The 25619-nt window shown below is 68.6% G+C and carries 19 protein-coding genes and 4 pseudogenes; 9 read left to right on the plus strand and 14 right to left on the minus strand.

Going from position 1 to position 25619, the window contains the following annotated elements:
• Nucleotides 1–38: 38 nt before the first annotated feature.
• The 8 genes and pseudogenes from OG734_RS01085 to OG734_RS01125 form a co-directional block, all read right to left on the minus strand.
• Entirely contained in the window at nt 39–770 is a 732-nt protein-coding gene (locus OG734_RS01085) for an alpha/beta hydrolase (RefSeq protein ID WP_330293526.1), read from the minus strand.
• A gap of 56 nt (nt 771–826) precedes the next feature.
• Complete coding sequence (locus OG734_RS01090; protein WP_330285561.1) at nt 827–1909, minus strand: SMP-30/gluconolactonase/LRE family protein; 1083 nt, start codon at nt 1907–1909, stop codon at nt 827–829.
• 377 nt (nt 1910–2286) lie between these two features.
• Nucleotides 2287–3102, minus strand: a complete 816-nt coding sequence (locus OG734_RS01100; RefSeq protein ID WP_330285562.1) for an oxidoreductase — start codon at nt 3100–3102, stop codon at nt 2287–2289.
• Nucleotides 3103–3434: 332 nt separating this feature from the next.
• Nucleotides 3435–3913, minus strand: a pseudogene (locus OG734_RS01105) (ADP-ribosylglycohydrolase family protein); the annotation flags it as partial.
• 226 nt (nt 3914–4139) lie between these two features.
• Nucleotides 4140–5672 (minus strand): MFS transporter, encoded by a 1533-nt coding sequence (locus tag OG734_RS01110; RefSeq protein WP_330285563.1) that lies wholly within the window; start codon nt 5670–5672, stop codon nt 4140–4142.
• Nucleotides 5673–5933: 261 nt separating this feature from the next.
• The gene (locus OG734_RS01115; RefSeq protein WP_443064812.1) at nt 5934–6056 is read right to left on the minus strand and encodes a hypothetical protein; all 123 of its coding nucleotides are present in this window, start codon (nt 6054–6056) and stop codon (nt 5934–5936) included.
• Between the two features lie 126 nt (nt 6057–6182).
• On the minus strand, nt 6183–6998 hold the full coding sequence (locus OG734_RS01120; protein ID WP_330285564.1) for an oxidoreductase: 816 nt from the start codon (nt 6996–6998) through the stop codon (nt 6183–6185).
• Between the two features lie 294 nt (nt 6999–7292).
• Nucleotides 7293–7814 (minus strand): hypothetical protein, encoded by a 522-nt coding sequence (locus OG734_RS01125; RefSeq protein ID WP_330285565.1) that lies wholly within the window; start codon nt 7812–7814, stop codon nt 7293–7295.
• 291 nt (nt 7815–8105) lie between these two features.
• On the opposite strand from OG734_RS01125, the gene OG734_RS01130 reads away from it, so the two are divergent.
• Entirely contained in the window at nt 8106–9356 is a 1251-nt protein-coding gene (locus tag OG734_RS01130; protein ID WP_330285566.1) for an MFS transporter, read from the plus strand.
• A 109-nt stretch (nt 9357–9465) separates the two neighbouring features.
• Here the strand turns inward: OG734_RS01130 and OG734_RS01135 are convergent.
• Nucleotides 9466–10218 (minus strand): annotated as a pseudogene (locus tag OG734_RS01135) (helix-turn-helix domain-containing protein).
• Nucleotides 10219–10401: 183 nt separating this feature from the next.
• On the opposite strand from OG734_RS01135, the gene OG734_RS01140 reads away from it, so the two are divergent.
• From OG734_RS01140 to OG734_RS01170, 7 genes are all read left to right on the plus strand, one after another.
• A complete protein-coding gene (locus tag OG734_RS01140; RefSeq protein WP_330285567.1) occupies nt 10402–11418 on the plus strand; it encodes a zinc-dependent alcohol dehydrogenase family protein in 1017 nt (338 codons plus the stop codon).
• 77 nt (nt 11419–11495) lie between these two features.
• On the plus strand, nt 11496–12161 hold the full coding sequence (locus tag OG734_RS01145; RefSeq protein ID WP_330285568.1) for an SDR family NAD(P)-dependent oxidoreductase: 666 nt from the start codon (nt 11496–11498) through the stop codon (nt 12159–12161).
• Nucleotides 12162–12177: 16 nt separating this feature from the next.
• Nucleotides 12178–12732, plus strand: coding sequence for a cyclophilin-like fold protein (locus OG734_RS01150; RefSeq protein ID WP_330285569.1), 555 nt, complete (start codon nt 12178–12180; stop codon nt 12730–12732).
• A 98-nt stretch (nt 12733–12830) separates the two neighbouring features.
• Nucleotides 12831–14087, plus strand: coding sequence for an MFS transporter (locus tag OG734_RS01155; protein ID WP_330285570.1), 1257 nt, complete (start codon nt 12831–12833; stop codon nt 14085–14087).
• A gap of 64 nt (nt 14088–14151) precedes the next feature.
• Complete coding sequence (locus tag OG734_RS01160; RefSeq protein ID WP_330285571.1) at nt 14152–14919, plus strand: SDR family NAD(P)-dependent oxidoreductase; 768 nt, start codon at nt 14152–14154, stop codon at nt 14917–14919.
• 183 nt (nt 14920–15102) lie between these two features.
• Nucleotides 15103–17268, plus strand: a complete 2166-nt coding sequence (locus tag OG734_RS01165; protein ID WP_330285572.1) for an alpha-galactosidase — start codon at nt 15103–15105, stop codon at nt 17266–17268.
• A 596-nt stretch (nt 17269–17864) separates the two neighbouring features.
• Entirely contained in the window at nt 17865–18050 is a 186-nt protein-coding gene (locus OG734_RS01170; protein ID WP_330285573.1) for a hypothetical protein, read from the plus strand.
• Between the two features lie 59 nt (nt 18051–18109).
• On the opposite strand, the gene OG734_RS01175 is transcribed toward OG734_RS01170, so the two are convergent.
• From OG734_RS01175 to OG734_RS01190, 4 genes and pseudogenes are all read right to left on the minus strand, one after another.
• Complete coding sequence (locus OG734_RS01175) at nt 18110–18742, minus strand: DUF2461 family protein (protein WP_330285574.1); 633 nt, start codon at nt 18740–18742, stop codon at nt 18110–18112.
• Nucleotides 18743–19378: 636 nt separating this feature from the next.
• Nucleotides 19379–20668, minus strand: a complete 1290-nt coding sequence (locus tag OG734_RS01180; protein WP_330285575.1) for an FAD-dependent monooxygenase — start codon at nt 20666–20668, stop codon at nt 19379–19381.
• A gap of 262 nt (nt 20669–20930) precedes the next feature.
• A pseudogene (locus OG734_RS01185) lies at nt 20931–21393 on the minus strand (transposase); the annotation flags it as partial.
• A gap of 442 nt (nt 21394–21835) precedes the next feature.
• Nucleotides 21836–22040, minus strand: a pseudogene (locus OG734_RS01190) (hypothetical protein); the annotation flags it as partial.
• Between the two features lie 497 nt (nt 22041–22537).
• Here OG734_RS01190 and katG point away from each other — a divergent pair.
• Nucleotides 22538–24727 carry a catalase/peroxidase HPI gene (gene katG / locus OG734_RS01195; protein ID WP_330285576.1) on the plus strand — a complete coding sequence of 730 codons (2190 nt, stop codon included), beginning with the start codon at nt 22538–22540 and terminating at the stop codon, nt 24725–24727.
• A 134-nt stretch (nt 24728–24861) separates the two neighbouring features.
• Here the strand turns inward: katG and OG734_RS01200 are convergent, their stop codons facing one another.
• The gene (locus tag OG734_RS01200) at nt 24862–25254 is read right to left on the minus strand and encodes a VOC family protein (RefSeq protein ID WP_330285577.1); all 393 of its coding nucleotides are present in this window, start codon (nt 25252–25254) and stop codon (nt 24862–24864) included.
• Between the last annotated feature and the right edge of the window lie 365 nt (nt 25255–25619).

Here is a 25619-nt window from a genome sequence, read left to right on the forward strand (position 1 = left end):
CGTGCGGATCGTGCGATTGCCGCGCCCGGACCGCTCGGTCAGATCTTGGTCTTGTCCCGGACCCAGGCTCCGATCTGTGCGATGGCGGCGTCGGTCTCCGGAACCCGGCCGGCGCCGTAGACGTAGGAGTGCTGGCCTCCTGGGACCACGACGGTCGTCGTGTCGATTCCGGCGTCCTTGACGCGGGCGGCGAACTCCTCGTCCTCGCCGGCCAGGACCTCGTACGTGCCCCAGGAGACGAGGGTGGGAGGCAGGCCGCTCAGGTCGGCCCGGTTCAGGTTGATCCGGGTGTCCGTGTGTTCGATGCCGGTGCCGCCGATCCAGGCGTCCCGGAAGAAGGTCAGCAGTTCCTTGCTGAGGATCTTGTCCGTGCTGGCGTTGGTCGTGATGGTCTCGTTGGCGATTTCGAGGTCGCACCAGGGGGAGATCGACACAATGGCGCCGGGCAGGGGCTGCTTCTGGTCGCGGAGGCGAAGCGCCAGGGCGACGGCGATGAACCCGCCGATCGAGTGGCCGATCGTGATGATGTTTCCGGGCTCATACCCTTCGGAGAGCAGCCAGTTGAAGGCCGCTTCCGCGTCGTCGACCTGAGCCGGGTACTTGTGTTCCGGCGCCCGCCGGAAGTCCAGGACCAGTACCGGGGCCCCGGCGGCCTTGGCGATATGGCCCGCGAGCTTCCGGTCGACGTGTGCCGACGCCAGCACGGAGCCCCCGGCGTGAGTGTGCAGGAGGACGTAGTCGGTGTTGGCGTCGACGGGTTCGCACCAGATTCCCTATGTGTTCCTCCTGGCAGCCGGGGCTTGCGCCCCGGCTGCCGCTGGTCGGGTCAGTGTGCCGCGCCTGCCAGGAGAGCGGGGAAGTTGATCCTGGCGGTCTGCAGTTTCGGGTCGTGGGGCTCGGGGACCCCACCGTCGGTGATGTACAGCCGGTCGCCTCGCACGGCGGTGGCGGAGGGTGAGGCGAGACCGTCCGCGCTGGTCAGGACGGGCTTGTAGGTGCCGTTGGGGTAGATCACCACGACCCTGTCCGGGCCGTTGTTCGAGGAGGAGCCGTTCTGCGCCGCGAACACCACATCGGAGCGGGGGGTGAGGAAGCTGAGGTCGTCGATGTTGGGCAGGCCGCCCGCGACCTGGCGGACGGGACCGGGCGCGCCGGCGGGGGTGACCGGGATCCGCAGCAGTGTTCCCTTGTTGAAGTTGCTGATCCACAGGGCGCCGTTGTGGAACCTGAGTCCGTTGGCGCCGATCGGCAGGGCCTCGGTGGGTATCGGGGCGAGCGCGGCGTCTGTCAGCCACGGCGTCGCCGTTCCGCCCGAGACCGGGACGGACCAGATGATGCCCTTGAGGCTGTCCGCGATGTAGAGGGTGCGGCCGGCCGCATCGACGGCCAGCCCGTTGGGGCCCGAGTCGGCGGGCAGAGCGGCGACGCGCTGCGGGGTGCCGTCCGCGAGCAGCTTGTACACGCCGTTGCGGGCCGCGTTGCCCGGGGCCCACAACGCGTAGTAGACCGTTCCGTCACTGCCCCGGGCGTTGCCGCTGATCGCCTCGCCCACCTGCCCGGCGGCGAGCACGGTGCGCTCTCCGGACGCGGAGATACGCATCAGCTCCGGTCCGTGGGTGCGCTCGCACACCGCGCAGCTGCCCAGCATGGACAGGGTCACCGAGCCGTCGGGGTTGGCGGTGATGTTCTCGGGGATCTCACCGGCCGCGAAGTCGAACTTCGCCGCGGTCCGTACATCGGTGACCACGGATCCGCCATCCGAGCCTCCCGTCCATGCGGACGCGGACGGCGCCGACGCCAGGACGGCCGCCGCCGCGGTGACCGCCAACGCGATGCCGATGTTCTTCTTCAAGAAACGCTGTGCGCTCGATGCACTGCGCCGGGCCGTGTGCTGGTGTTGCTGCTGCATGACTCTCCTTGGCAAATCAACAAGTGACTGATCAATGGGCTTTGGGGGACATCGGAGACATCGGGGAGGTCGGGTACATCGGGGAGGTCGGGCGGAATGGGCGCCCGTGGAGCCGGACCGGATGTCAGGCGGGCAGAGGGTTGTTCTCGCGGATCTGCTTGTCGAACGTTCCGGCAGGGACAAGACGGCGTGCCGTGGTGACGCGTGAGGCCGCAGGGCCGGCGATGTAGCGCAGCTTCGGCTTCTTGTCGGTGGCCGCGGTGTCGATCGTTTGGCGACGACGGCCGGGGCGTCGCCGTCCTTCATCGCATCCGCGATCACCTCGCCGAAGTCGCGCCGTCGTTTTCGGGCGGGTCGGGGCACGCGAAGGGTGAGGGTCAGTTCGGCATCCGGTTGAACCTGCGGACGATGCGGTCGAAGATCCGGGCCGGAAGGACGCGGTGGAACACGCTGATGCCTGCGGCCGTCGTGCCGGCGGTGCGCCGCAGTTTCGGGTTGCGGTCGGTGGCCGCCGCGACGATCACCTTGGCCACGGTGGCGGGATCGTCGCCGCCGCTGGTGTTCTTGGCCAGCACCTCGTCGAAGGTGCGCCGTCCCGACGCGTAGAGCGGCATGGGGGTGTCACCCTGCACGCTGTGGTCCCCGAACGGGGTGTTGATCGGGCCGGGCTCGACGAGCAGGATCCGCACGCCGTGTTCGCGGACCTCGTGATCCAGCGACCCGGAGTAGCCCTCGACCGCGTGCTTGGTCGAGGTGTAGATGGACATGAACGGGCTGGGGACGAACCCGCTGAGGGAGGAGACGTTGATGACGCGTCCGCTCCGTTGCGTGCGCATGTGCGGCAGGACTGCCTTGGTCATCCGCATGATGCCGTAGACGTTGACGTCGAAGACCTCTTGCGTCCGGGCGACGGAGAACTCCTCGCCGGCGCCGTTGGCGCCGACGCCGGCATTGTTGACCAGGACATCGATGCGTCCGAACCGGTCGATCACCTGCTTGACCACGGCAGCGACCGATTCGTCGCTGGTCACGTCGAGGTCGAGGTAGGTCACCCCGTCGGGCGCGGTGACCCGCGCAGTGTTGCGGGCGGTTCCGATCACCTCGAAGCCCGCCGTGGCGAAGGCGCGGGCCGTCTCCTTGCCGACTCCCGATGAGGCACCTGTCACGAGCACTACCGGTCGATTTGCAGCCATCACGAGCTCCCTTGATTTGACGTACTCCCGTATGTCTTACGTTCGTATGTCTTACGTACGTACGACCATAGGGGGGTCGTCGGTGGATGGCAAGTGGTTACGCCCGGTGATTCGAGAAGGATCCGGGAAACGCGGGGCGTGGCACGGGAAAGGCCATGGGCGCACGACGAGCCGGATTCGTCGGCCGATCTTCCCCGCATAGTCTCTTTTGGTCCACTTTGTTGATTTTTCTCCCTATGTACCAGCCTGGCTACTGCGCCGGCGAACTGCCAGCCCCTGTCCTGCATGCATGGCAAGAGGCCCCTACCGCCAGGAAGCAAGGGGCGGCCAAGCGCGCGTATCCCAACTTCGAAGCTGGTGGTGTGTTGCGCAGGGGCCCAGACGGCGGAGCCCAGGCAGGGCCAGACGGCACCGCACCGTTGAACGCGGTCGCCTGATCGGGTGCCAGCCGGGCGCGAGGACGGTGGCGTAGCGGCCTCGGTGGTCGGAGTGGACGAGAGCCAGAATGTCCGGGTGCGCGGAGAGGGGGTCGGTGTCCTCGAACGTGAGGCGGATGAGTTCGTGGAAGATCGCGATGCCTTCCCAAGCTGCGCGGTCGCAGTGGGTGAGGCAGCGATGCGGTGGCCGCGTTCATGGTGGCTTCTTGGCCGGCTGGCGCGAAGTGGACCGCGGAGGTCGATGCCCGCATCAAGGAGCCGCTTCCGGCTCGTCGTTGGTCGACCTGGAAATGGATCGCGGCGGCGAGGTCCTAGGGCATGCCGTTGGTCAGGACGTTTTCGGTCTGCAGGCCGATGTCCTTCGGTTCGGCCGCTTGAGCTGCCGTCGGCTCCGCGCAGGTTATCTGCATCCAGGGCCCGTCATGGCGAGCCCTGGGGGCCCGAACACGGGTCAGCCCCGGCTCCGTCGCTCTCGGAGCCGGGGCTGACCCTGCATCGTGTACGGCGAGGCGTCCCCACCCCGCGCCGTACACGAAGTACGGGAAGTACCCGAAGTGATCGCAGTACCCGAAGTACCGGGCTTACCCGGTGTACGGGCCGTCAGTGGGCCATCACCGGGATCTTCATCTCGTCCTCGGCACCCTCGCCGGAGGCCGGACCGACTTCCGGCTTGCCGGTGTTGATGAAGGTCGCGGCGATCGTCGCGGCGAGCACGAGGATGCCGACGGCGAACCAGATCGCGTTGGTGTACCCGTGCACCTGACCCTCCAGCTGGACCAGCTGCTGCTGGGTCCTGGAGCCCGCGCCGGCGATGTGGTCCTTGATGTACGAGGTCGTCGCGGAGGCGGCGATCGTGTTCAGCAGGGCCGTACCTATCGCGCCGCCCACCTGCTGCGAGGTGTTGACCATCGCGGAGGCGACACCGGAGTCACGCGGCTCGACACCGTGCGTGGACAGGGAGAGGGCGGGCATGAACGCCGTACCCATGCCGAGGCCGAGCAGCACCAGCCCCGGCAGGATGACACTGGCGTACGAGGTGTCGATCTCCAGCCGGGTGAGGAAGAACATGCCGGTCCCGGCGAGCAGGAAGCCCGGAGCCATCAGCAGGCGCGGGGGAACCCGGGTTATCAGGCGGGTGCCGATCTGCGTGGAGCCCACCATCAGGCCGCCGATCAACGGAAGGAAGGCGAGGCCGGTCTTGACCGGCGAGTAGCCCTTCACGAGCTGCATGTAGTAGGTCAGGAAGAGGAACAGGCCGAACAACGCGATGATCGCGAGGCCGAGGGAGAGGTAGACGCCTCCGCGGTTGCGCTCGGTGATGACGCGCAGCGGCAGCAGCGGGGCCTTGACCTTGGACTCGGTGAAGACGAACGCGGCGAGCAGCACCGCTGCGGCGAAGAACAGGCCGACTGTCGTGGAGTCGCCCCAGCCGTCGGACTCGGCGCGGGTGAAGGCGTAGACGAGCGTGACCAGACCGAGGATGGACAGGACGACGCCCGGGATGTCGAGCGGCGAGCGGTTGCGGCTGCCGGACGGCTCACGGATGACGAAGTACGCGCCGAGCGCGGCGATGACCGCGAACGGGATGTTCACGAAGAACGTCCAGCGCCAGTCCAGGTACTCGGTCAGGACGCCGCCGAGGATGAAGCCCACGGCGCCGCCGCCACCGGCGATCGCGCCGTAGATGCCGAACGCCTTGGCGCGCTCCTTGGGCTCCGTGAACATCACGGCGAGCAGGGAGAGCGCGGCGGGCGCGAGCAGCGCGCCGAAGGCACCCTGGAGGGCACGGGCGCCGAGCATCGTCGCCTCGTTGGTGGCCGCGCCGCCGAGGGCGGACGCGGCGGCGAAGCCGATCAGACCGGCGACGAAGGTGCGCTTGCGGCCCCAGAGATCCGCGATACGGCCGCCGAAGAGCAGGAGGCCGCCGAAGGCCAGGGCGTACGCCGTGATGACCCACTGGCGGTTGCCGTCGGATATGCCCAGGTCCTGCTGGGCGGACGGCAACGCGATGTTCACGATGGTTGCGTCCAGCACGACCATCAGCTGGGCGAGCGCGATGAAGCCGAGCGCTTTCCAGCGGTTGGAATGGGAGTCGGCTGCCGCCTTGGCGGTGGCCTGAGCCGTTTCAGACATGGGGATACCCACTTCGGGACTTTCGTGGCGAAAAGCGATGAGAGAAGTTCAGAGAGACAAAGCTGGAGACGAAGATCGAGACAGCGAGACGTCGGGACATCTAGCCAGGGGCAGGACGGCTCGTCATCGTCGACGGCCGAAAGCTTTGTACGAGGTGGTTACTGGTCACGACTACTGACCGGCGCCGAGCGCCGAGCCCCGAACTAGTCGATATCGATCTGACCGACCGGATCAGTCACGCTCGTCGCATGTCCTCCACGGTCACGGCCGATGCCCGACCAGTTCCATCAGCCGCTCGCGTGCGACGAACAGATCGGGGTGGTCCTGGTCGAAGTTCTTCGTGAGCATCGGACCCAGGGCGCCGATCCGCTCGTCCGCCGCCATGTGCACGAAGCCGCTCAGTGCCCGACCATGCCGTCCCTGGCGGCGGCCACGGGCTACTCGACTCCACCCAACTCGGGGCAGTCCGAAGCCTCCACCGATACCGGGGCGGTTCACCGGCTGCAGATCTCAGCCGGCGAGCTTGTTGGTCTTGCGGACCTGTCCGTCGAAGACCCCGGCGGGAAGGATACGGTGCGCCGCGCTGACGAGCCGGGCTTGCCGGCCGGCGGTGTACCGCACCTTCGGCTTGGAGTCGGTGGCGGCCGCGACGATTGCCTTCGCGACGACGTCGGGGTCGTCGCCCTCCTCGTTGACCGCCAGCGCCAGCTTGTCGGCGATGCGCCGCTGCTCCGCGTAGATGTCCATGGGCATGTCGGGCTCGACAGTGTTCGCCTCGAAGGAGGACTTGGTGCCGCCCGGCTGGACGATAAGGGCACGGACCCCCTGTTCGCGGATCTCGTGGTCCAGGGACTCGGTGTACCCCTCGAGCGCGTGCTTGGACGCCGAGTAGTTGGCCATGTAGGGCGCGGGGAGGAAGCCGAGGACGGACGAGATGTTGATGATGCGCCCGCTTCCCTGGGAGCGCATGTGCGGGAGAACGGCCTTGGTCATGCGCATCACACCGAAGACGTTGATGTTGAAGAGGCGCTCGGCCTGAGCGAGAGAGTTTTCCTCCCACGCGCCCGAGGAGCCGATGCCCGCGTTGTTGACCAGGACGTCGATCCGCCCGAACCGCTCGATCACCTGCTCGACCGCGGCAGCGACCGATTCGTCGCTGCCCACGTCGAGGGCGAGGAACGTCACGCCGTCACGACGGTCGGCTCCCGACGTCTTCCGGCTCGTTCCCACCGTCTCGAAACCCGCTGCGGCAAGCGCGAGAGCTGCTGCCTTTCCGATACCGGTGGACGCGCCTGTCACGAGTGCCACCGGCTGGGTTGTCGCCATCACAAGCTCCCTTGGTTTTAGAGTACGCCCGTATGTCGTACGGTCGTATGCCTTACGTTCGTACGACCATACGGGGATCGTCGGTCGATGGCAAGTGGCCGCGTCCGGCGGTTCGAGAAGGATCTCGGGAAAGGCATCGGCCAGGTCACCGCCGACGCGGGAGCGGATCAGCACGCGGCCATCAGCCCACGAGTGCCCGGTAGCCGTCGTTCTCCAGACTTCGATGTGTCTCAGGAGACATCAGCTCGCGTCTGTGCCCCCAGAAAAGATCAAGCACCGCAGGGGCCGCTCGTGTCAGGATGGCCGTCGAAGCGAGCGCTGGGCCTTCGCCACGATCTCCGGACGTTCGAGCGGCAGGTAGGGATCGAGCAGTTCCATCGGGTCCGGCGCGACATAGACAGAGCGCGGCCGTCCGAACTTGGCGCAAGCCTTCAGCTCGACGTCCGTGAACGCCGGCCGCAGGCCATCCACCAGACCGAGCTCGGGCAGGAGCAAAGTGGACCACTCCTGGATCCGCATCCCCGTCATCAGCGCCAATTCGCAGGCCGCGCGGTTTCGGTGGGGCCGCCAGCCCCTGAACGAGACATCCAGCCCGGCGTCCGGAGCCAGTCCCCCGAATCCGACGTCCCTCACGTAGAGGTACTGGTCAAGCTCCATGTGCCGTACGCGCAGGTCAGGGCGGATTCTGCTGGCGAGGTTGTCACGCTGCGGTGTCGCCCGCCAGGGCTGCCGGGTGACGACACCAATCCGGATCAGATACCGGTAAAGAGACTCGATGGCGGCCCAGTCCTGGTCCCAGGCGGCGTCACCGACCACCTCCTCCGCCTCGTCCTGCCGCCACAGACGAAACTCCGCCCGGACCCTGGCCCCGTGGGGCACGCCGCTCCAGGCCTGTGCCGCGGGAGCTGCTGCCCGCGACCGTCGTCCTATACGACCTGGCGGTGTCTCAGGGGAACCGGGAGTCGTTCCCCGGGGAGATCACTCCCTGCTTCGCCACGAAGCAGGGAGAAAATCCTCCCCCTCACACAACGCCCGTGCAGTGCGATGCTCTACGGCGTCCCCACCCCGCGGCGGTCGTACATCGTCCTGAAAAGGGAATGCCACCGAATGCCATCCACGACCGACGGCCGACCCCGCAAGCTGCCTTTCGTCGTCCTGGTGCTGTCCGCTGGGACATTTCTCATGGGTACCACCGAATTCGTCGTCGCGGGCCTGCTGCCCGAGATCGCCGACGATCTGAATGTCAGCGTGTCTCACGCGGGTCTGCTGATCACAGCGTTCGCGGCAGGAATGATCGTCGGGGCGCCGGCGATGGCGATCGCGACGCTGCGCCTGCCCCGGCGCTCCACACTGATCCTCGCGCTCGCCGTCTTCGCCCTCGGCCACCTGGTCGCCGCGCTCAGCTCGTCCTTCACACTCGTGCTCACCGCCCGCGTGGTGACCGCGCTGGCCACCGGCACCTTCTGGTGCGTCGGCGCCCTCGTGGCCACGACCGCGGCAGGGCCGGCAGCGACGTCACGGGCCCTAGGCATGCTCCTGGGAGGTCTGACCGTGGCCACCGTGGCCGGCGTACCTCTGGGCGCGTGGCTGGGGCAGCTGTCGGGCTGGCGCGGCCCGTTCTGGGTGCTCGCCGTACTGTCGGCCGGGGCGGCGGCGGTCATCGGCCAGTACATCCCCACCGACGTGCGAAGCGAAGCACCTTCCGTCCGGGCCGAGTTCGCCGCGCTGCGGGATGTCCGGGTCTGGCTGACGCTGAGTGCCATGACGCTGCTGATGGGCGGTGTCCTGGCGACGTATACCTACATCTCGCCCCTGCTCACCGAACGGGCCGGCATCCCCAATGGAGCCGTGCCCATGGTTTTGACCGGCTACGGCCTGGGCGCCCTGCTGGGCACCACGGTCGGCGGGCGCCTGGGCGACCGCCGCCCCCTTGCCACGCTCCTCACCTCTGCCGGCACGACCACGCTGGTGCTGCTGTTGTTGACCTGGCTCTCCCCGAACCCGGTGGCGGCCGTCGTCCTGGTGACACTCATGGGGATGACCGGCTTCGCCGCGACCCCGGTGCTCGGCGCGCTTGCCCTGCGCTTCTCCAGTTCCGCGCCCACCCTGGTCTCCGGCCTCAGCGGCGCGGCGCCCAACGTGGGCATCGCCGTCGGCTCCTGGACGGCGGGCATCGCCCTGACCTCACCGCTGGCGCAGGCAGGGCCCCCGCTGGTCGGCACCGTGGCGGTCGCGCTCACCCTCGTACCCCTGGCCGTACTCGCGCTGATGCGCGCCACCCGCTCCGAGACGCCCCCGCCTCAGCCCCGAGCAGCCACAGAACAGGCGATCGGGTGCGGACTTCAGGACCTCGGCTGACGCGGCGCTTGGCTCGTCCCACGTGCGCGCAGCAGGTCACGCCGCGGACCGGCAGAGCGTGCGGTCGGCCCGGCAGGGTCACCGTCCGTCGGTGTGGGCGCGTCACCGGTCAGCGGAGGGACGAAGAGGGCACCATGTTCTGGTCGGCGGCCCAGGAGGCGAGGATGCGCAGCCGCTCGCGGGTGGCAGAACCGGGGGCGGCGGTCCAGACGGTCAGGTTCTGGTCGGGATCGGTGTTGGCGGTGAGGGTGTCCCAATCCAGAACGAGTTCGCCGACGACCGGATGGTTGAGGGTCTTCGTGCCCACGGTGCGGGAGGCGACGCAGCGATCTCCCCACCACTTCGCGAACTGCTTGTCCCGCATGAACAGTTCACCGACCAGCTCGATCAGGCGGGGGTCCTCGGGATACTTCGCCGCCTCCATCCGCAGCTGCGCCACCGTCACCTGCGCAGCCGTCTCCCCGTCGGCGCACAGACCACGCATCACCGGATCCATGAAAAGGAGACGCGGGTAGTTGCGATGCTTCTCCGGGATACGGGAAAAGTCAGTGACCAGCCCAGCGCGGCCGGCGGACCGTGGTTTTGCCCGCGAGCTGGAAGAGATAGCCGCCCTCGTCGTCCAGATGGAGGACACGGGCGATGGTTTGTCCAGCACAGGAGCGGACGCCTGCATACGGCCCTGCTCAAGACGCGTGTAGTAGTCCGTGCTGATCGAGGCGAGCTGGGCGACCTCCTCACGGCGCAGTCCCTCGACCCGACGCGGCCGGGTGGTCGACGGAAGTCCGACCGTGAGCGGGCTCAATTTTGAGCGGCGCCGCTTGAGGAAATCTCCCAGTTCATTCAGGGTGACATTGCTGCTCATGCTTCCGAGAATTAAATCGATCGCATCCGGGAAGGGGGGAGAATTTCCTCCCTGGATGTTCCTCTCCCCCGATAGATTCCTCCGCTTTTCACGCCCGCCCTCGAGTGTGAGGCTCGATCGTGAGCAGCCAGTCCTGCCTTTGGCTGCGGTTCAGCACCCTCGTACCGAAGGAAGCACCCCATCATGCGCGGAGCAGTCATTCACGCCCCCGGCGACGTGCGCTTCGAGACCCTGGACGACCCGAAGATCAGCCGTCCGACCGACGCGATCATCCGCACGGTCGCCACCTGCGTGTGCGGCTCGGACCTGTGGCCCTACCGCGGCGCTGAACCGGTGGACGAGCCCCATCCCATGGGGCACGAGTACGTCGGCATCGTCGAGGAGGTCGGCAGCGAGGTCGCCCACGTCAAGCCGGGCCAGTTCGTCGTCGGGTCGTTCGCCACCTCGGACAACACCTGCCCGAACTGTCTGAACGGCTGGCAGTCCTCCTGCCTGCACCGTGAGTTCATGAGCACCTGTCAGGCCGACTACGTCCGCATCCCCAACGCCCACGGCACCCTCGTCGCCACCGACGAGCACCCCGACGCCGAGATGGTGCCCAGCCTGCTCGCGGTCTCCGACGTGATGGGCACCGGCTGGTACGCCGCCCTCGCCGCCGAGGTGAAGCCAGGCTCCACCGCCGTCGTCGTCGGTGACGGAGCGGTCGGTCTGTGCGGTGTCATCGCCGCCAGGGAACTGGGCGCGGAGCGGATCATCGCCATGAGCCGCCACGAGTCCCGGCAGAAGCTGGCCCTCGAGTTCGGCGCCACCGACATCATCAGCGGACGCGGCGACGAAGGCATCGCCCGCGTCAAGGACCTCACCGGCGGCATCGGCGCCGACTCGGTTCTGGAGTGCGTCGGCACCGCCGAGTCCATGCGGCAGGCTCTGCACTCCGCCCGCCCCGGCGGCAACGTGGGCTTCGTCGGCGTCCCGCACGAGGTTTCGGTCGAGGGCCAGGAGCTGTTCTTCTCCCAGGTCGGCCTGCGCGGTGGCCCCGCCCCGGTGCGCCGCTACCTGCCCGACCTGATCGACCGGGTCCTGTCCGGCCGGATCAATCCGGGCAAGGTCTTCGACCTCACCCTGCCCCTGGACCAGGTCGCCGAGGGCTACAAGGCGATGGACGAACGCCGCGCCATCAAGGCCCTCCTCAAGCCCTGACCGCACACCGTCCAGCCGCCGGGGCCTGGCATCCAAAGCCCGGACCCGGCGCTCCCCCTCGCCACCAAGGACTCACCGTGACCACTTTCGCTCTCATCGGTGCCGGACCCGGCCTCGGGCTCGCCACCGCCCGCCTCTTCGGAACCGCCGGCCACTCCATCGCCCTCATCGCCCGCAACACGGAGAAGCTGGCCAGCCTGACAGCCGAACTGGCCGGCGACGGCATCGAGGCCCGCGGCTTCGCCGCCGACGTCCTCGACATCGAGTCCCTGACCGCGGCCCTGTACACGGCCGGTACCTCCCTGGGGACCGTCGAGATCCTCCAGTACAGCCCGGTGCCCCGGGCCGACTTCATGCAGCCGGTCCTGGACACCAGTGCCGATGACCTCGACGCGCCGCTCGCGTTCTCTGTCAAGGGCCCCGTCACCGCGGTGAACGCCGTCCTGCCCGGCATGCGGGAGCTCGGTCGCGGCACGCTGCTGTTCGTCAACGGCTCCAGCGCCGTACGCCCCAACCCGAACGTCGCCGGCACCTCCGTCGCCTTCGCCGCCGAAAGCGCCTACGCCCGCATGCTCCACGACACCCTCGCCCCGCAGAACATCCACGTCGCCCAGCTGATCGTCCCCGGCGCCATCCGGCCCGACGCCGAACACAACAGCCCCGACGCCCTGGCCCGGCGCCTGTACGACATCCACCGCGAGCGTGACAGCTTCCGCCACTACTCCGAGCCCCTGCCCGACTGAGACCCGGAGCACTGCCATGAACTTTGCCGCCCGCCGCGCCCTGGTCCGCGCCGTCCCGGTAGCCGCTCTCCTGCTGGCCGTGACCGCCTGTGCCGGCGACTCGTCCGGAGCCACGCCGCACTCCGCGTCCTCCTCCCCGGCGTCCTCCTCCCCGGCGTCCTCGGGGCAGCAGGAGGCATCTTCATCCGCCGCACCCATTGCATCAGCCGACAGGAACACTGCCATGGCCATCCGAGTCACCATCGACGGCCGGCCCGTCGACGCCACTCTGAACGACAGCCCTGCCGCCCGCGACTTCGCCGATCTGCTCCCGCTGACCCTGGATCTGGAGGACTTCCACCAGACAGAGCGGATCGCGGACCTGCCGCGCAGGCTGACCACCTCGGGCGCTCCGGACCCCGACGTGCCCCGGGTCGGTGACCTGGCCTACTACGCGCCCTGGGGCAACCTGGCTCTCTACTACCGCGACGGCGACTCCGCCAACGCCGACCTGCTCATCCTCGGCCACGTCGACGCCGACGCCGACCGGCTCGGCACGGCCGACCGCATCACCATCGAAGCCGCCTCCTGACCTTCGGCAGCCAGGTCCGCCCCCGTCCGCTCCGACAGCCTCCCCATGGCCTGACCACAACCCGTGTCCGCCCTTCCGCTCAAGGAGAAACCTTCCGTATGCCTTCCACATCCGGGACCACCCCCGGCAAGCTTCCCTTCGTCGTCTGGGTGCTGGCCGCCGGCACGTTCCTGATGGGCACCACCGAGTTCGTCATCGCCGGACTGCTGCCCGAACTGTCCACCGGCCTCGGTGTGAGCACCTCCCAGGCCGGTCTGCTGATCACCGCCTTCGCCGTCGGCATGATCATCGGGGCGCCGACCATGGCAATGGCCACCCTGCGCCTGCCCCAGCGCCAGACGTTGGTCCTGGCCCTGTCCGTCTTCAGCCTCGGTCACGTGGTGGCGGCCCTCAGCACCTCCTTCACCGTCGTCCTCGCCGCCCGCGTCGTCACCGCCCTGGCCACCGGGGCGTTCTGGTCCGTCGGTTTCGTCGTCGCCACCACCGCTGCGGGCCCGCAAAGGGCCACGCGCGCGACCGGCGTCATGATCGGCGGGCTGACTCTGGCCAACGTCGTCGGCGTGCCCATTGGCTCCTTCGCCGGCCAGTTCGTCGGCTGGCGCGGCCCGTTCTGGGCCCTGGCCGCCCTCTCCGCGCTCGCCGCCGTCTGCATCGGCCGCTTCATCCCCACCCAGGAGCAGCGCGCGACCGTCTCACTGCGCGCCGAGTTCGGCGCCCTGCGCCAGGGCCGGCTGTGGCTGGCCCTCAGCGCCGCCATGCTGATCATGGGCGGTGTCCTGGCGACGTACAGCTATGTCACCCCGCTGCTGACCGACCGCGCCGGGATACCGGCGGGCGCCGTCCCGTTCGTCCTCGTCGCCTTCGGCGTCGGCGCCCTTGGTGGCACCACCACCGGTGGCCGTCTGGGTGAGCGCCGTCCGATGAGCACCACCATCACCGCCGCCGCGGCCACCGCCCTGGTCCTGTTCCTGATGATCCCGCTGTCCACCAACGCGGTCACGGCCACCGTCCTCGTCTTCCTCATGGGCCTGACCGGATTCACGGTGAACCCCGTCGTCACCTCGCTCGCCATGCGCTTCGCCGGCGACGCCCCCACCCTCACGTCCGCGCTGACCACCTCCGCCTTCAACGTCGGCGTGGCCGGCGGCTCCTGGATCGCCGGTACCGCCCTGGACTCGTCCCTCGGGCTGACCGGCCCGCCCCTGGTGGGCACGGTCATCGCCGTACTCACCCTGCTCCCGCTCATCGTCCTCGCCGTCCGCGGCACCTCCGGCAAGAGCCGCATCGTCACCCAGCGCACCGCCCCGGCCCACGCGCCGAGTGACCAACCCGCACGGACGCCGTCACATCACTGAGTCCGGCCGGCATCCGCCACGAATCGACGCCGTATCCCCGCCGCACCGCACGAGAGGATCCACCATGAACCCCACCTACGACTTCACCGGCCAGGTCGCCCTCGTCACCGGGGCCGGTGCCGGCATGGGCCTGGCGACCGCCCGCGCCTTCGCCGAGTCCGGGGCCGCCGTCGCCCTCACCGACATCGACGAAGCGGCCCTCGACGCCGCCGCGAAGGAACTCACCGACGCCGGCCACCACGTCCTCGCCCTCACCTGCGACGTCAGCGACGAGGACCAGGCCGCCGCCGTGGTCGACCGCACGGTCGAGACCTTCGGCCGCCTGGACATGGCCTACAACAACGCCGGCATCCAGATCCCGCCCAGCGACGCAGCCGACGAACCCGCCGAACGCTTCGACCGCGTCAACGCCATCAATCTCCGCGGCGTGTGGACCTGCATGAAGCACGAGCTGCGGCACATGCGCGCCCAGGGCAGCGGCGCCATCGTCAACTGCTCCTCCCTCGGCGGCCTGGTCGGCCTGCCCGGCCGTGCCTCTTACCACGCCTCCAAGCACGGAGTGATCGGCTTGACCTCCAGCGCGGCCCTGGAGTACGCCCCGCGTGGCATCCGCATCAACGCCGTCTGCCCCGGGACCATCGACACTCCGATGGTCAGCGACATGATCGCCAAGGGGGAACTCGACCGTGCCGAGGCTGAGGCCAACCAGCCCATCAATCGGCTCGGCACCGCCGAGGAGATCGCCCAGGCCGGACTGTGGCTGTGCAGCCCCGGAGCCGGCTTCGTCGTCGGCGTCGCCCTCCCCGTCGACGGCGGCTACGTCGCCCGATAAGGACGGGCCACAACCGGGTCACGGAGCACCTCGCCGTGTGGGAGGCCAAGGGCGGCGACGGCAGCACCGGAACCACCTGGGCCGAGCCGGTCACCGACCAGCAGTAACAACAGGCCGTGCACCCGCGAACTGCCGTACGCCACCTCCTGATCCCGCCCCTGACACGCAAGGACGATCCGCGCTATGAAGAGCCCCACCGGTGCCGCAACCGAAGGACTCATCCATCTCCGAGCAGCAGGCGTGAGCCTGGTGCTCGACCTGCGGGGCAACCGCCTGCCCACCGTGCTCCACTGGGGCGCCGATCTCGGCGACCTCACACAGCATGAGCTGTCACAGCTGGCCGAGGCCGTCACCATGCCGAACATGCCGGGATCCGATGACGTCGTGCCGCGGGTGTCGTTGCTGCCCGAGCACAGCACCGGCTGGCCAGGACAGCCGGGATTGACCGGGCACCGCCAAGGCGCCGACTGGTCGCCCCTGTTCACCCTCGACTCGGTGGAGGCCGAGAGCGCCTCGGTACGGATCCGGGCCACCGACCGGACCGCGCGCCTGGGTCTCGTCCTGGAAGCCGGGCTCACCGCCTCCGGGCTGGTGCGGATGCGCGCTGTCGTACGCAACGACGACTCCGTACGGCCGTACACGCTCGACGGGTTGATGCTCGCGCTGCCGGTCCCCGATGCCGCCACCGAACTGCTCGACCTCACTGGCCGCTGGTGCCGTGAACGCGCACCGCAGCGCCATCCCTTCAACGCCGGCACCTGGCTGCGCGAGACCCGCAGCGGGCGCACCGGCCCCGACGCCGCCCTGGTCCTCACGGCCGGCACACCGGGTTTCGGCTTCGGCCACGGCGAGGTGTGGGGCCTGCACCTCGCCTGGAGCGGCAACCACCGGATCCTGGCCGAGCGGCTGCCCACCGGCCGCCCGGTCGTCGCCGCCGGTGAGCTGCTGCTTCCGGGTGAGGTGATCCTCGGCCCCGGCGAGCAGTACACCGGCCCGTGGCTCTACGCCTCCCACAGCGACCGGGGCCTGGACGGACTGGCCGCCCGCTTCCACGACCACCTCCGCGCCCGCCCCGGACACCCGCACCGGCCCCGCCCGGTGGTGCTGAACACCTGGGAAGCCGTCTACTTCGACCACGACCTCGAAAAGCTCACCCACCTCGCCGATCTCGGCGCGGAGGCCGGCGTGGAACGCTTCGTCCTGGACGACGGCTGGTTCCGTCATCGCCGCGACGACCGGGCGGGGCTCGGCGACTGGTACGTGGACGAGACCGTCTGGCCCAGCGGCCTGCGTCCGCTGATCGACCATGTCCGCGCGCTCGGGATGGAGTTCGGCCTGTGGGTCGAACCGGAAATGGTCAACCCCGACTCCGACCTGGCCCGCGCCCACCCCGAATGGATCCTGGCCACCGGTGGCCGCACGCCCGCCGACCGCCGCTCCCAGCAGGTCCTGGACCTCATCCACCCCGAGGCGTACGCGTACATCCTGGAGCGGCTCGACGCCCTGCTCACCGAGTACGACATCGCCTACCTCAAGTGGGACCACAACCGCGAACTCGTCGACGCCGGCCACTCGCCCGACGGCGAACCCGCCGTCCACGCCCAGACCCTCGCCGTCTACGCCCTGCTCGACGAACTGCGCGCACGCCACCCCGGCCTGGAGATCGAATCCTGCTCCAGCGGCGGCGGACGGGTCGACCTCGCCATCCTGGAGCACACCGACCGCGTCTGGGCCAGCGACTGCAACGACGCCCTGGAACGCCAGTCGATCAACCGCTGGACCGGGCTGCTCCTGCCGCCCGAACTCGTCGGCTCCCACATCGGCGCCGCCCGCTCCCACACCACCGGCCGCACCCACGACCTCGCCTTCCGGGCGGGCACCGCGTTCTTCGGCCACCTCGGCATCGAATGGGACCTCACCCGCGCGAGCGAGAGCGACCGCGCCGAACTCGCTCGCTGGATCACTCTCCACAAGCAACTGCGCGGCCTGCTGCACACCGGCCGCGTCGTCCGCGTCGACCATGCCGACCCGGCCCTGTGGGCCCACGGCGTCATCTCCCCCGACCGGACAGAAGCCGTCTTCGCGTTGAATGCCGTGGCCACGTCCGTCGCCGCCCAACCCGGCACGCTACGGCTGCCCGGCCTCGACCCGAACACCACCTACCGCCTGCGCCCGCTGCCCCCGGCCGACGACGCCCCCGGCATGGAACGCGGAACACCCGCCTGGTGCACCAAGGACGGCGTCACCCTGCCCGGCAGCGTCCTGGGACACGTCGGCATCCGGATCCCCGGCCTCCACCCCGAACAGCTCATCCTGCTCCACCTGACCAGCTGTCCCTCCACACCCTGACTGGTCCGACCCTGCTCGGCTATCCCGGCTAAGGTCACCGGCCTGCTCGCGCCTGGTGATGGCGGACGGTGACCGCTCGCCGGGACCGCCGGCAGGGGATCACGCGAGGTTCTTGCTGAAGAACTCTGGCACCTTGTCGAACGGGATCAGGTCCGTCCTGTCGTAAGTGATCCACGTGGCCGGCGTCGGGAACGACGTGGAGCTCCTTCGGCATCGTAGGCGTCCTCGCTGAAGTCGCGTGAGTGCGCGTGTGCGCGTGCTCTCCCACGACGATCATCGGGGCGCTTCTGCGGTCGAAGGGGCTGATCGACGTCGTACCGGAGGCGTCGGTGGAACACCAGTCGGCCCAGCGTGCGCTCGACCGTCCACAGCTTCGGGATCCGCCTCGGCACGGTGGTAACCGCAGTGGCGTTCGTGCTCGGTATCACCGCCGGAACGGCCCTGGCAGCCGCGCCGAAGTGCAGCGGCGACTTCAGCTGGGCCCAGACGAAGGTGAAGCGACTGGCGAACTGCGCCTCCACCCATTGGTACAACGGGACTCAGCGCTGCGGGCTCGACAGGCGACGACTCAACCGGCAGCAAGCTCACCGCCTGCGATGGCGCGGGAACCGACTCCTACTGGGACGGCATACATCTCCTCGCCGCCGACACCCCATGCTCAGGGGCCGGGCGAGTCCTCGGTCCGGGGCCGGTCTTCGACCGTGCTGGGTCCCCTGGCCGAGGTGCCGAACGGCTATCGGGCGATGGACGACCTGTCGGCGCTGAAGGTGTGCGTCTTCTGAGGGCGGGGGCTGGCGGCCCGGGTGTGGTTCCTCCCGTGCCGCGCGGCGCCCTCGTGATGTCAGGCGGTGCGCTTCACGTGGCGGACCAGCCACATCAGCAGGGCGTCCAGGTCGGCGGCGGCCGAGAGGACCCGGTCGACCGCCTCGGGGGTATGCAGCCACTCCTCGCAGCCGAGGGGCCGGGCGGCGATCAGTGAACGGTGGCGCAGCAGGTTCGCACGGGAGTGGTCCGTCGGATAGCCGCGCGGGGGGCGTTTCATCACGTCCCCGGAGATGTCGTAGCCCTTCTTCCGCACGTCCTCGACGATGGCGGACAGTTCGCGGCCGCTCCTCTCGGAGGCCACGGCTTTGCGGAACATGTCCACCTGGCCGGGGTCGGGGTACCACCAGGCGCCCTGGATCCGCAGGCCTTCCAGGGCGAACCGGAGACCGATCTCGATCTTGCGGCCGAGCCGGATCACCGCGCCCTGGTGCTGCCACCACCAGGAGTCGGTGCGGTAGTGCCAGACGGAGAAGTCTTCGTACCGGGGATCGGTGTCCGCGACCTCGTTGAGCAGGGCAATCATCGGCTGCCGGACAAGGCGTTCGCGGTCCGCGCGGTAGAGCTCGCGGGTCGCGTGGGTCGGTTCGCCCTGGAGCTGCCACAAGACGTCCATGGCCTGCTCCGGCCAGCCGGTGAACTGTCCGCGCATGCGCGGAGAATAGCTCACCCATGATCCGCGCGCGGAGAGTGAGACGGTCGAGTTTGTCGAGGAACACGGAGAGTGCAGTCGATGTGGAGCGGGCGGTGAGATTGTGCAGCCGAACTTGAGATCCCACACAGGTGTAGGTTCTCGCCGCTCGTGTCGGATGCCGCCCTCATGGGCCTGCGACTTCATCCGCTGTCTCACGATGTGTCGGACGCTGGAGTCTCGCGCCCGTGTCGTCTCCTCGACCGTGCGCGCTGGGCGGCTCGGGCCGTCGACCCTCTGTTTCCGTTCTCATCCATCGTGTCAGGGAGCCAGGTCGGCGAGCTGTGCACTGACAACTGCCTTGAGACAGGACGGGCGAGCGATCCGGCTGGGGATCAATAGGCTTGGACGTCACGGGGTCGATGTCCCAATGGCCTTGTCAGCTCCGGTGAGCGCCGACCAGGCAAGTGACAGAACCACAGAGAGCCCGCGCGGTGGAATCTCATCGATCTTGTCAGTTTTCCGAACCGACACCGCCTCATCGGAACGTGGCCTGGCCGCCGAACGGGCGCTCCAACGCACACCATGCGGCATGAGCGGAGGCCGTCCGGCGGTGCCCTACCGAAGCGTGCTCCCTCTCGACACGTTATGTGACACCTACGACTTGGCCGACGAGGTGATCGGCGATCCGGCCGGGGCTGCGGAGTCCAGCACCCCCGCGTAGTCGGGCAGCTCGACGCCGTTGATCGCGCGCCCGACCAGCTCGGTGAACCATTCGCCCGCGAAATCAGGGCGCGGCTCGGCGTCTGGCCCGGGGACGTCGCGGCTGCGGGCGTTCAACCGGCCGATCTCCTGGTTGGCCTCGACGAACGAGCGCATCCGCGCCTCGTAGCGGGCGAACCCGGCGTCGGGGTCCCATCCGGCAGCGGCCAGCTCTCCGGCCAGCAGGTAGGCACCGACCAGGGCCAGCCCGGTGCCCTGCCCGGACATCGGCGACGAGCTGAACGCCGCATCCCCGAGCAACCCCACCCGTCCACTCGACCAGCGGTCCATCACCACCTGGGCGACCTGGTCGAGATAGAAGTCCGGAGTGTCGTCCAGGTGCGCGAGGATGTCCGGGGTCAACCAGCCCAGGCCCGCCATCCGCTCCCGCAGCAGGACCTTCTGGGCCGCGACGTCACGGTGGTCGACGTCGAAGTCAGCCGAGGCGGAGTAGAACATGGCCATCGCCCGGGTGGCGTCCTGGATGGGCCGCAGGAGGGCGGAGCGCCCGGACTCCTGATCCTGGTACTCCAGCAGCCAGCGGTCCAGCCCGAACTCGTTGGGCACACTGTAGAAGGCCAGCACGTGCCCGAGGTGGCGAAGGAACCGCTCGTGCGGCCCGAAGGCCATCGCTCGCAGCTCCGAGTGCAGCCCGTCTGCCCCGACCACCAAGTCGAAGCGCCGCCGGTTGCCGCCCGCGAAGACCACGTCGACCCCGTCCGCGTCCTGGGTGAGCTCGGCGATTCGGTCGCCGAAGACGTACTCGACGCCGTCGCGGGTGTCGTCGTAGAGCACCTGGGACAGGTCCCCGCGCAGGATCTCGATGTCCGCGATGAACCCGTCGCCACCGTCATCGTCGGCACGGAAGGTCTCCAGCACCTGCCCGTCCGCGTCCACGGTGTGCGCGCCGGCGGTGTCGGTGCACGCCGCGCGCACCGCCGCGTCCAGCCCCATGCGCCCGATGACCTCCTTGGCGACCCCGCGCGCGTCCACCGCCTGCCCGCCGGGACGCAGCTCGGGAGCCCGCTCCACCACGGTCACCTCAGCCCCCCGCCGGCGCAGCCAGTGGGCCAGCGCGGGTCCCGCGATACTCGCTCCCGCCACCAACACCCTGGGACTGCTCACCCGCGTCCCCGACTCGCCAGTCCGGATGGTGTGCTCCTGCTCGGAGTCGTCGACGCTCATCACAGCCTCCATCTGCTTCCTCCCACGCTGGAACGTCCCCAGCACAGGCCCACCGCTGTCGGTGTATCCAGCCGTGTCGACCACGGATCCGCACAAAACTCATCGGTCACGGCAGACATTGATGAGAAACGCCAACTCCGATGAGACTCACATCGGTACAGGCTGGTGCAAATCAGGCAAACCATCCTGTCAGCTAGGCCGCCGCCTGAGCTTGATCCTTAACGTTTGGCTTGGTCTCGTTCGTAGAGGGTGCTGGGTCGTTGACGGCCGCCGCATCGGCGGCGGGCCCCAGGCGGACCGCGTCCAGCACTGCGGTCCAGCATGTGCGGTCCGGCATCAGGGCGGCGACGACAGAGTACGGCCAAGCCCGGGATGATCTGCGCGGTTGCCTTGGAGCGGCCGTGGACGTGGCAGAACAACCGCTCCGGCGAGCACGCGGCGTCCGAGCGCAGCCACGGGGAGACGTCCACGGTGAGCACGAGCCGCCCGCTGAAGCGTGGCAGGGGCAGCGACACCAGAAGGCCCCGCAGCCGGTGCACGTCCAGGCGGCCGTGATTCAGCGCACCGTACAGCGAGCCGTAACCTCGACGGTGCTCGGCCAGCAGAGACTGCTCCACCGGCGTCTTCACCGGCCCGTCCGCGCACAGCAGGGCATCGGTGAGCTCGAAGAAGGCGTCCGACCGCGCCGACAGACACCCGTAGAAGTCCGTCCGGAAGTGTGACAGTTCCGCGAACTCATCCCGGTCTCAACCGAACATGATCGCTTGATCTCTGCTGGTCAGGCATGGTTTCGCTCGTAGAGAGGGAGGCATGCGGCGTCTTGTTTCCGCTTCGTGGTTGAGGGGTGCGCGGTGGCGTCGGTGCTGGGAATACTGGAGGCGCGGGAGACAGCGGCCCGTGCGACTGCGGTGACGGCAGCGACCGCGACGGTGCCGTCGTTCGCAGCGCAACCGCTTCGCGACCCGCCCCCCGAAGGCAGAGGGCGCCATCCCGCTGACGGTCCGCTTCGACCCGAGCGAGTCCCCGGAGACCGACCGGTGGCTCCTGGAGTTGCGGGGCTCAAACCTGCATCGACTGGGACAAGGTTGAAGCGGTGCGCGAACTGCTGCGCGTGGTCATCGTGTTCGAGAGCGGTCACGCCACCCTGCGCCGATGTGGAGCATTCGGGGAGCTCCATCGGAGGGAGCAGTGCGGTGCGGAGGGCTCGACCGGGTGGGACTGGGGCGAGGACGAGTTCGAGTTGGGTTGGGCGCGGTCGCAGCCGAGGGACTAGGTCAGGCTCTCCATGCCGAACAGGAAGCCCAGCAGGGCCGCGACCTGGCGGACGGTGGCGTCGTCGTCGGAACGCCGTCGCCAGCGTGCAGTAGTGGGCGTTCCGGACGGCTGGGCTCCCTCGCCGCCCTGTTCCCCACGGCGACGCTGCGGGTGCTCGCGGAGGAACTCTCGGTGCTGCGAGGCCCGCAGGCCCAGCCCCGGGCGGTCCATCGCTCGGGGCTGCGAGTGCTACGGCAGCGTCGGCCACGCCGGCACCACGTCGTTGGTCCGCTCGACCCGGCCGGGCTCTCCAAGGGGTTCATTCGGCTTCCCGCCGCCGGCCCACGTCATCTGTGACCTGGCTCGGCGCGCCCACCGAGGACCGGAACCTCTTCTCCTACTGGTCCGACGGGTTCCCGGGCGGCGGGCGAGGAACTCCGCGACACCGAGCTCGTCGCGACCGGCACGAAAAGAAGGCGTTCCTCGCACGTTTGTCATGCGGTCGTGCCCTGCGTGTTTCGTCGCGGTGCCGTGTGCGGTGCGCGACCATACGGACACCGACATCACATTCATCGACATGGTGCAGGGAAACACCAAGACAGAAAGAAGGACGACGTGTCCGGCAGTGAAAGCGAAAATCCGGCAATCCCCTCCCCCACCCCCACACCGACTCGGCCCAGGACCAACCGGGACTGGTGGCCGAATCAGCTGGACCTTCAAATTCTCCACCAGCACTCGCCCCGCTCCAATCCCATGGACGAGGACTTCGACTACGCGAGAGAGTTCGCGACCCTCGACCTCGACGCGCTGAAGCAGGACGTCTTCGACATGATGACGACATCGAAGGACTGGTGGCCTGCTGACTACGGCCACTACGGACCGCTCTTCATCCGGATGAGCTGGCACGCCGCGGGTACATACCGTGTCGCCGATGGCCGGGGCGGTGGCGGCAGCGGCGCTCAGCGTTTCGCCCCGCTCAACAGTTGGCCGGACAACGCGAGCCTCGACAAGGCGCGCCGTTTGTTGTGGCCGGTCAAACAGAAGTACGGACAGAAAATCTCCTGGGCCGATCTTCTGGTTTTCGCCGGTAACTGTGCCATGGAATCAATGGGGTTCAAGACCTTCGGGTTCGGATTCGGGCGAGAGGACATCTGGGAACCCGAAGAAATCTTCTGGGGGCCCGAGGACATCTGGCTCGGAGACGAGCGCTACAGCGGCGACAGGGAACTCACCGCTCCCTTCGGTGCCGTGCAGATGGGACTTATCTACGTCAATCCGGAGGGGCCCAACGGCAATCCGGATCCGCTGACCGCCGCCCGGGACATTCGCGAGACATTCGGGCGCATGGCGATGAACGACGAGGAGACGGTCGCGCTCATCGTCGGCGGCCACACGTTCGGCAAGTGCCACGGTGCGGTCGACCCCGCGCATATCGGCCCGGAACCCGAGGCCGCACCCGTCGAGCACCAGGGTCTCGGCTGGCGCAACACGTACGGCAGCGGCAAGGGCGCCGACGCGCTCACCAGCGGGCTCGAGGGCGCATGGACCTCCGAGCCGACCCGGTGGGACAACGGGTACCTGGACAACCTGTTCGGGTACGAATGGGAGCTGACGACGAGCCCCGCCGGCGCCAAGCAGTGGACTCCCACGGATCCTTCGGCCAGGGCCACGGTGCCCGACGCTCATGATCCGTCGCGGAGTCATGCTCCCATGATGCTGACGACGGACCTCGCACTGAAGCTGGATCCGGTCTACGGCCCCATCTCGAAGAGCTTCCACGAGAACCCGGACCGACTCGCGGAAGCCTTCGCGAAGGCGTGGTACAAGCTGCTGCACCGTGACATGGGGCCCGTCACGCGCTACCTCGGCCCGTGGGTTCCCGAGCCGCAGCTGTGGCAGGACCCCGTCCCCGAGGTCGATCACGACCTCGTCGTGGACGGGGACATCGCCGCTCTCAAGAGCAGGATCGTCGCCTCGGGCCTGTCCGTCTCGCAACTGGTCACCACCGCCTGGGCGTCCGCGGCGAGTTTCCGCGGCACCGACAAGCGGGGCGGGGCCAACGGGGCAAGGATCCGCCTCGCGCCGCAACGGGACTGGGAGGTCAACCGCCTGCCCGAGGTGGACGAGGTGCTGCAGAAGCTGGAGCAGATCCGGCAGGACTTCAACCACTCACAGGCCGGCGGTACCAGGGTCTCGCTCGCCGACCTGATCGTCCTGGGCGGATGCGCAGCCGTCGAGCAGGCCGCGAAGAACGCCGGTTACGACATCACCGTCCCGTTCGCGCCGGGACGCACGGACGCCTCGCAGGAACAGACCGACGTGGAGTCGTTCGCCGTGCTCGAACCCGGGGCCGACGGGTTCCGCAACTACCTCCGGGCGGGAGAGAAGCTGGCGCCGGAAACACTTCTGCTGGACCGCGCCAACCTGTTGACACTGACCGCTCCCGAGATGACGGTGCTGATCGGCGGCATGCGGATCCTGAACACGGGCTTCGAGCGATCCCCACACGGTGTCTTCACCCACCGGCCGGAGACATTGACCAACGACTTCTTCGTCAACCTGCTCGACATGGGCACGGAGTGGCAGGCGTCGACGTCGGACGAGAACGTGTTCGAGGGCCGGGACAGCGCCACGGGCGAACTCAAGTGGACCGCCACCGCGGTCGACCTCGTCTTCGGTTCACACTCCCAGCTCCGAGCCGTATCAGAGGTCTACGCGGCCCAGGACGCGGGACACAAGTTCGTGCGTGACTTCGTGGCCGCGTGGGACAAGGTGATGAACCTCGATCGGTTCGACCTGGTCTGAACCCGATCTCCCGGCGGGGGCGGTGACGCCGATCTCGCAGAGCTCCCGCAACGCCTGCCTGGCGGGCACGCGCACTGCACCCCCAGCACGCGTGCCCGTCGAAACCAGAGGCCACTCACGCCATGGCCCGGTTCTCAATTCTCCTGAAGCACGGAGAGAACGTTCCCGGCGGGATCTGTGAACCACGCGATCGCCGCGGGGCCGCCCTTGCCGACCCTGACGATGCCCTTCTCGTCGTGGTCGAATTCGGGATAGCGCTCAAGATTCACGCCGCGTCGCTCCAGTTCGTCGACGGCGGCCTCGATGTCGTCCACGGGGAAGTTGAGAAGCGTGAACGTCGCGGGGGTGTGCGTCTCCTTGGGATAAACGAAGACACGCGCGCCGCTGCCGAGCGTGAGGGTCAGCATCCGCATCTCCCCCTGTCCGGTCTCCTCCACCTGCAGACCGAGGGTCTCTCCGTAGAACCGGCGAGCCTCGCCGAGGTCGACGACCGCGAAACCACTGAACGCCTGTGCCTGTCCGAACATGCCGTGTGTCTCCTTCACCGGTGAGCCGTCCCAACGCCTCAGGGCACATCACACACACCACGGTCAAGGGCTCGCCACGCGGTCGACATCCGGATGGTCGCACGCCCTTCACCCACACGAGGCTCGAAGGCGGGTTCCTGTTCGACGACGTGGAACACGACGCTTTGACACTTCGCGGATCCTGGGCGCGGTCCTGTCGGACGGCTCCTTGTTCGCGTTCTCGACACCGGCTCTGGTCTCGCTGGCAGTGGAGATCGAGGACGACGTCCATGGGGTCGCGGCCTCGAACACCATCCTTGATGAGCTTGCGGCATCCAGGCACCCCTGGCTGAGACGTCTCGACCTGAGCCAGGCGCACTTCGCCC

The sequence above is a fragment of the Streptomyces sp. NBC_00576 genome, assembly GCF_036345175.1.
In the GTDB taxonomy this organism is placed as follows: Bacteria; Actinomycetota; Actinomycetes; order Streptomycetales; family Streptomycetaceae; genus Streptomyces.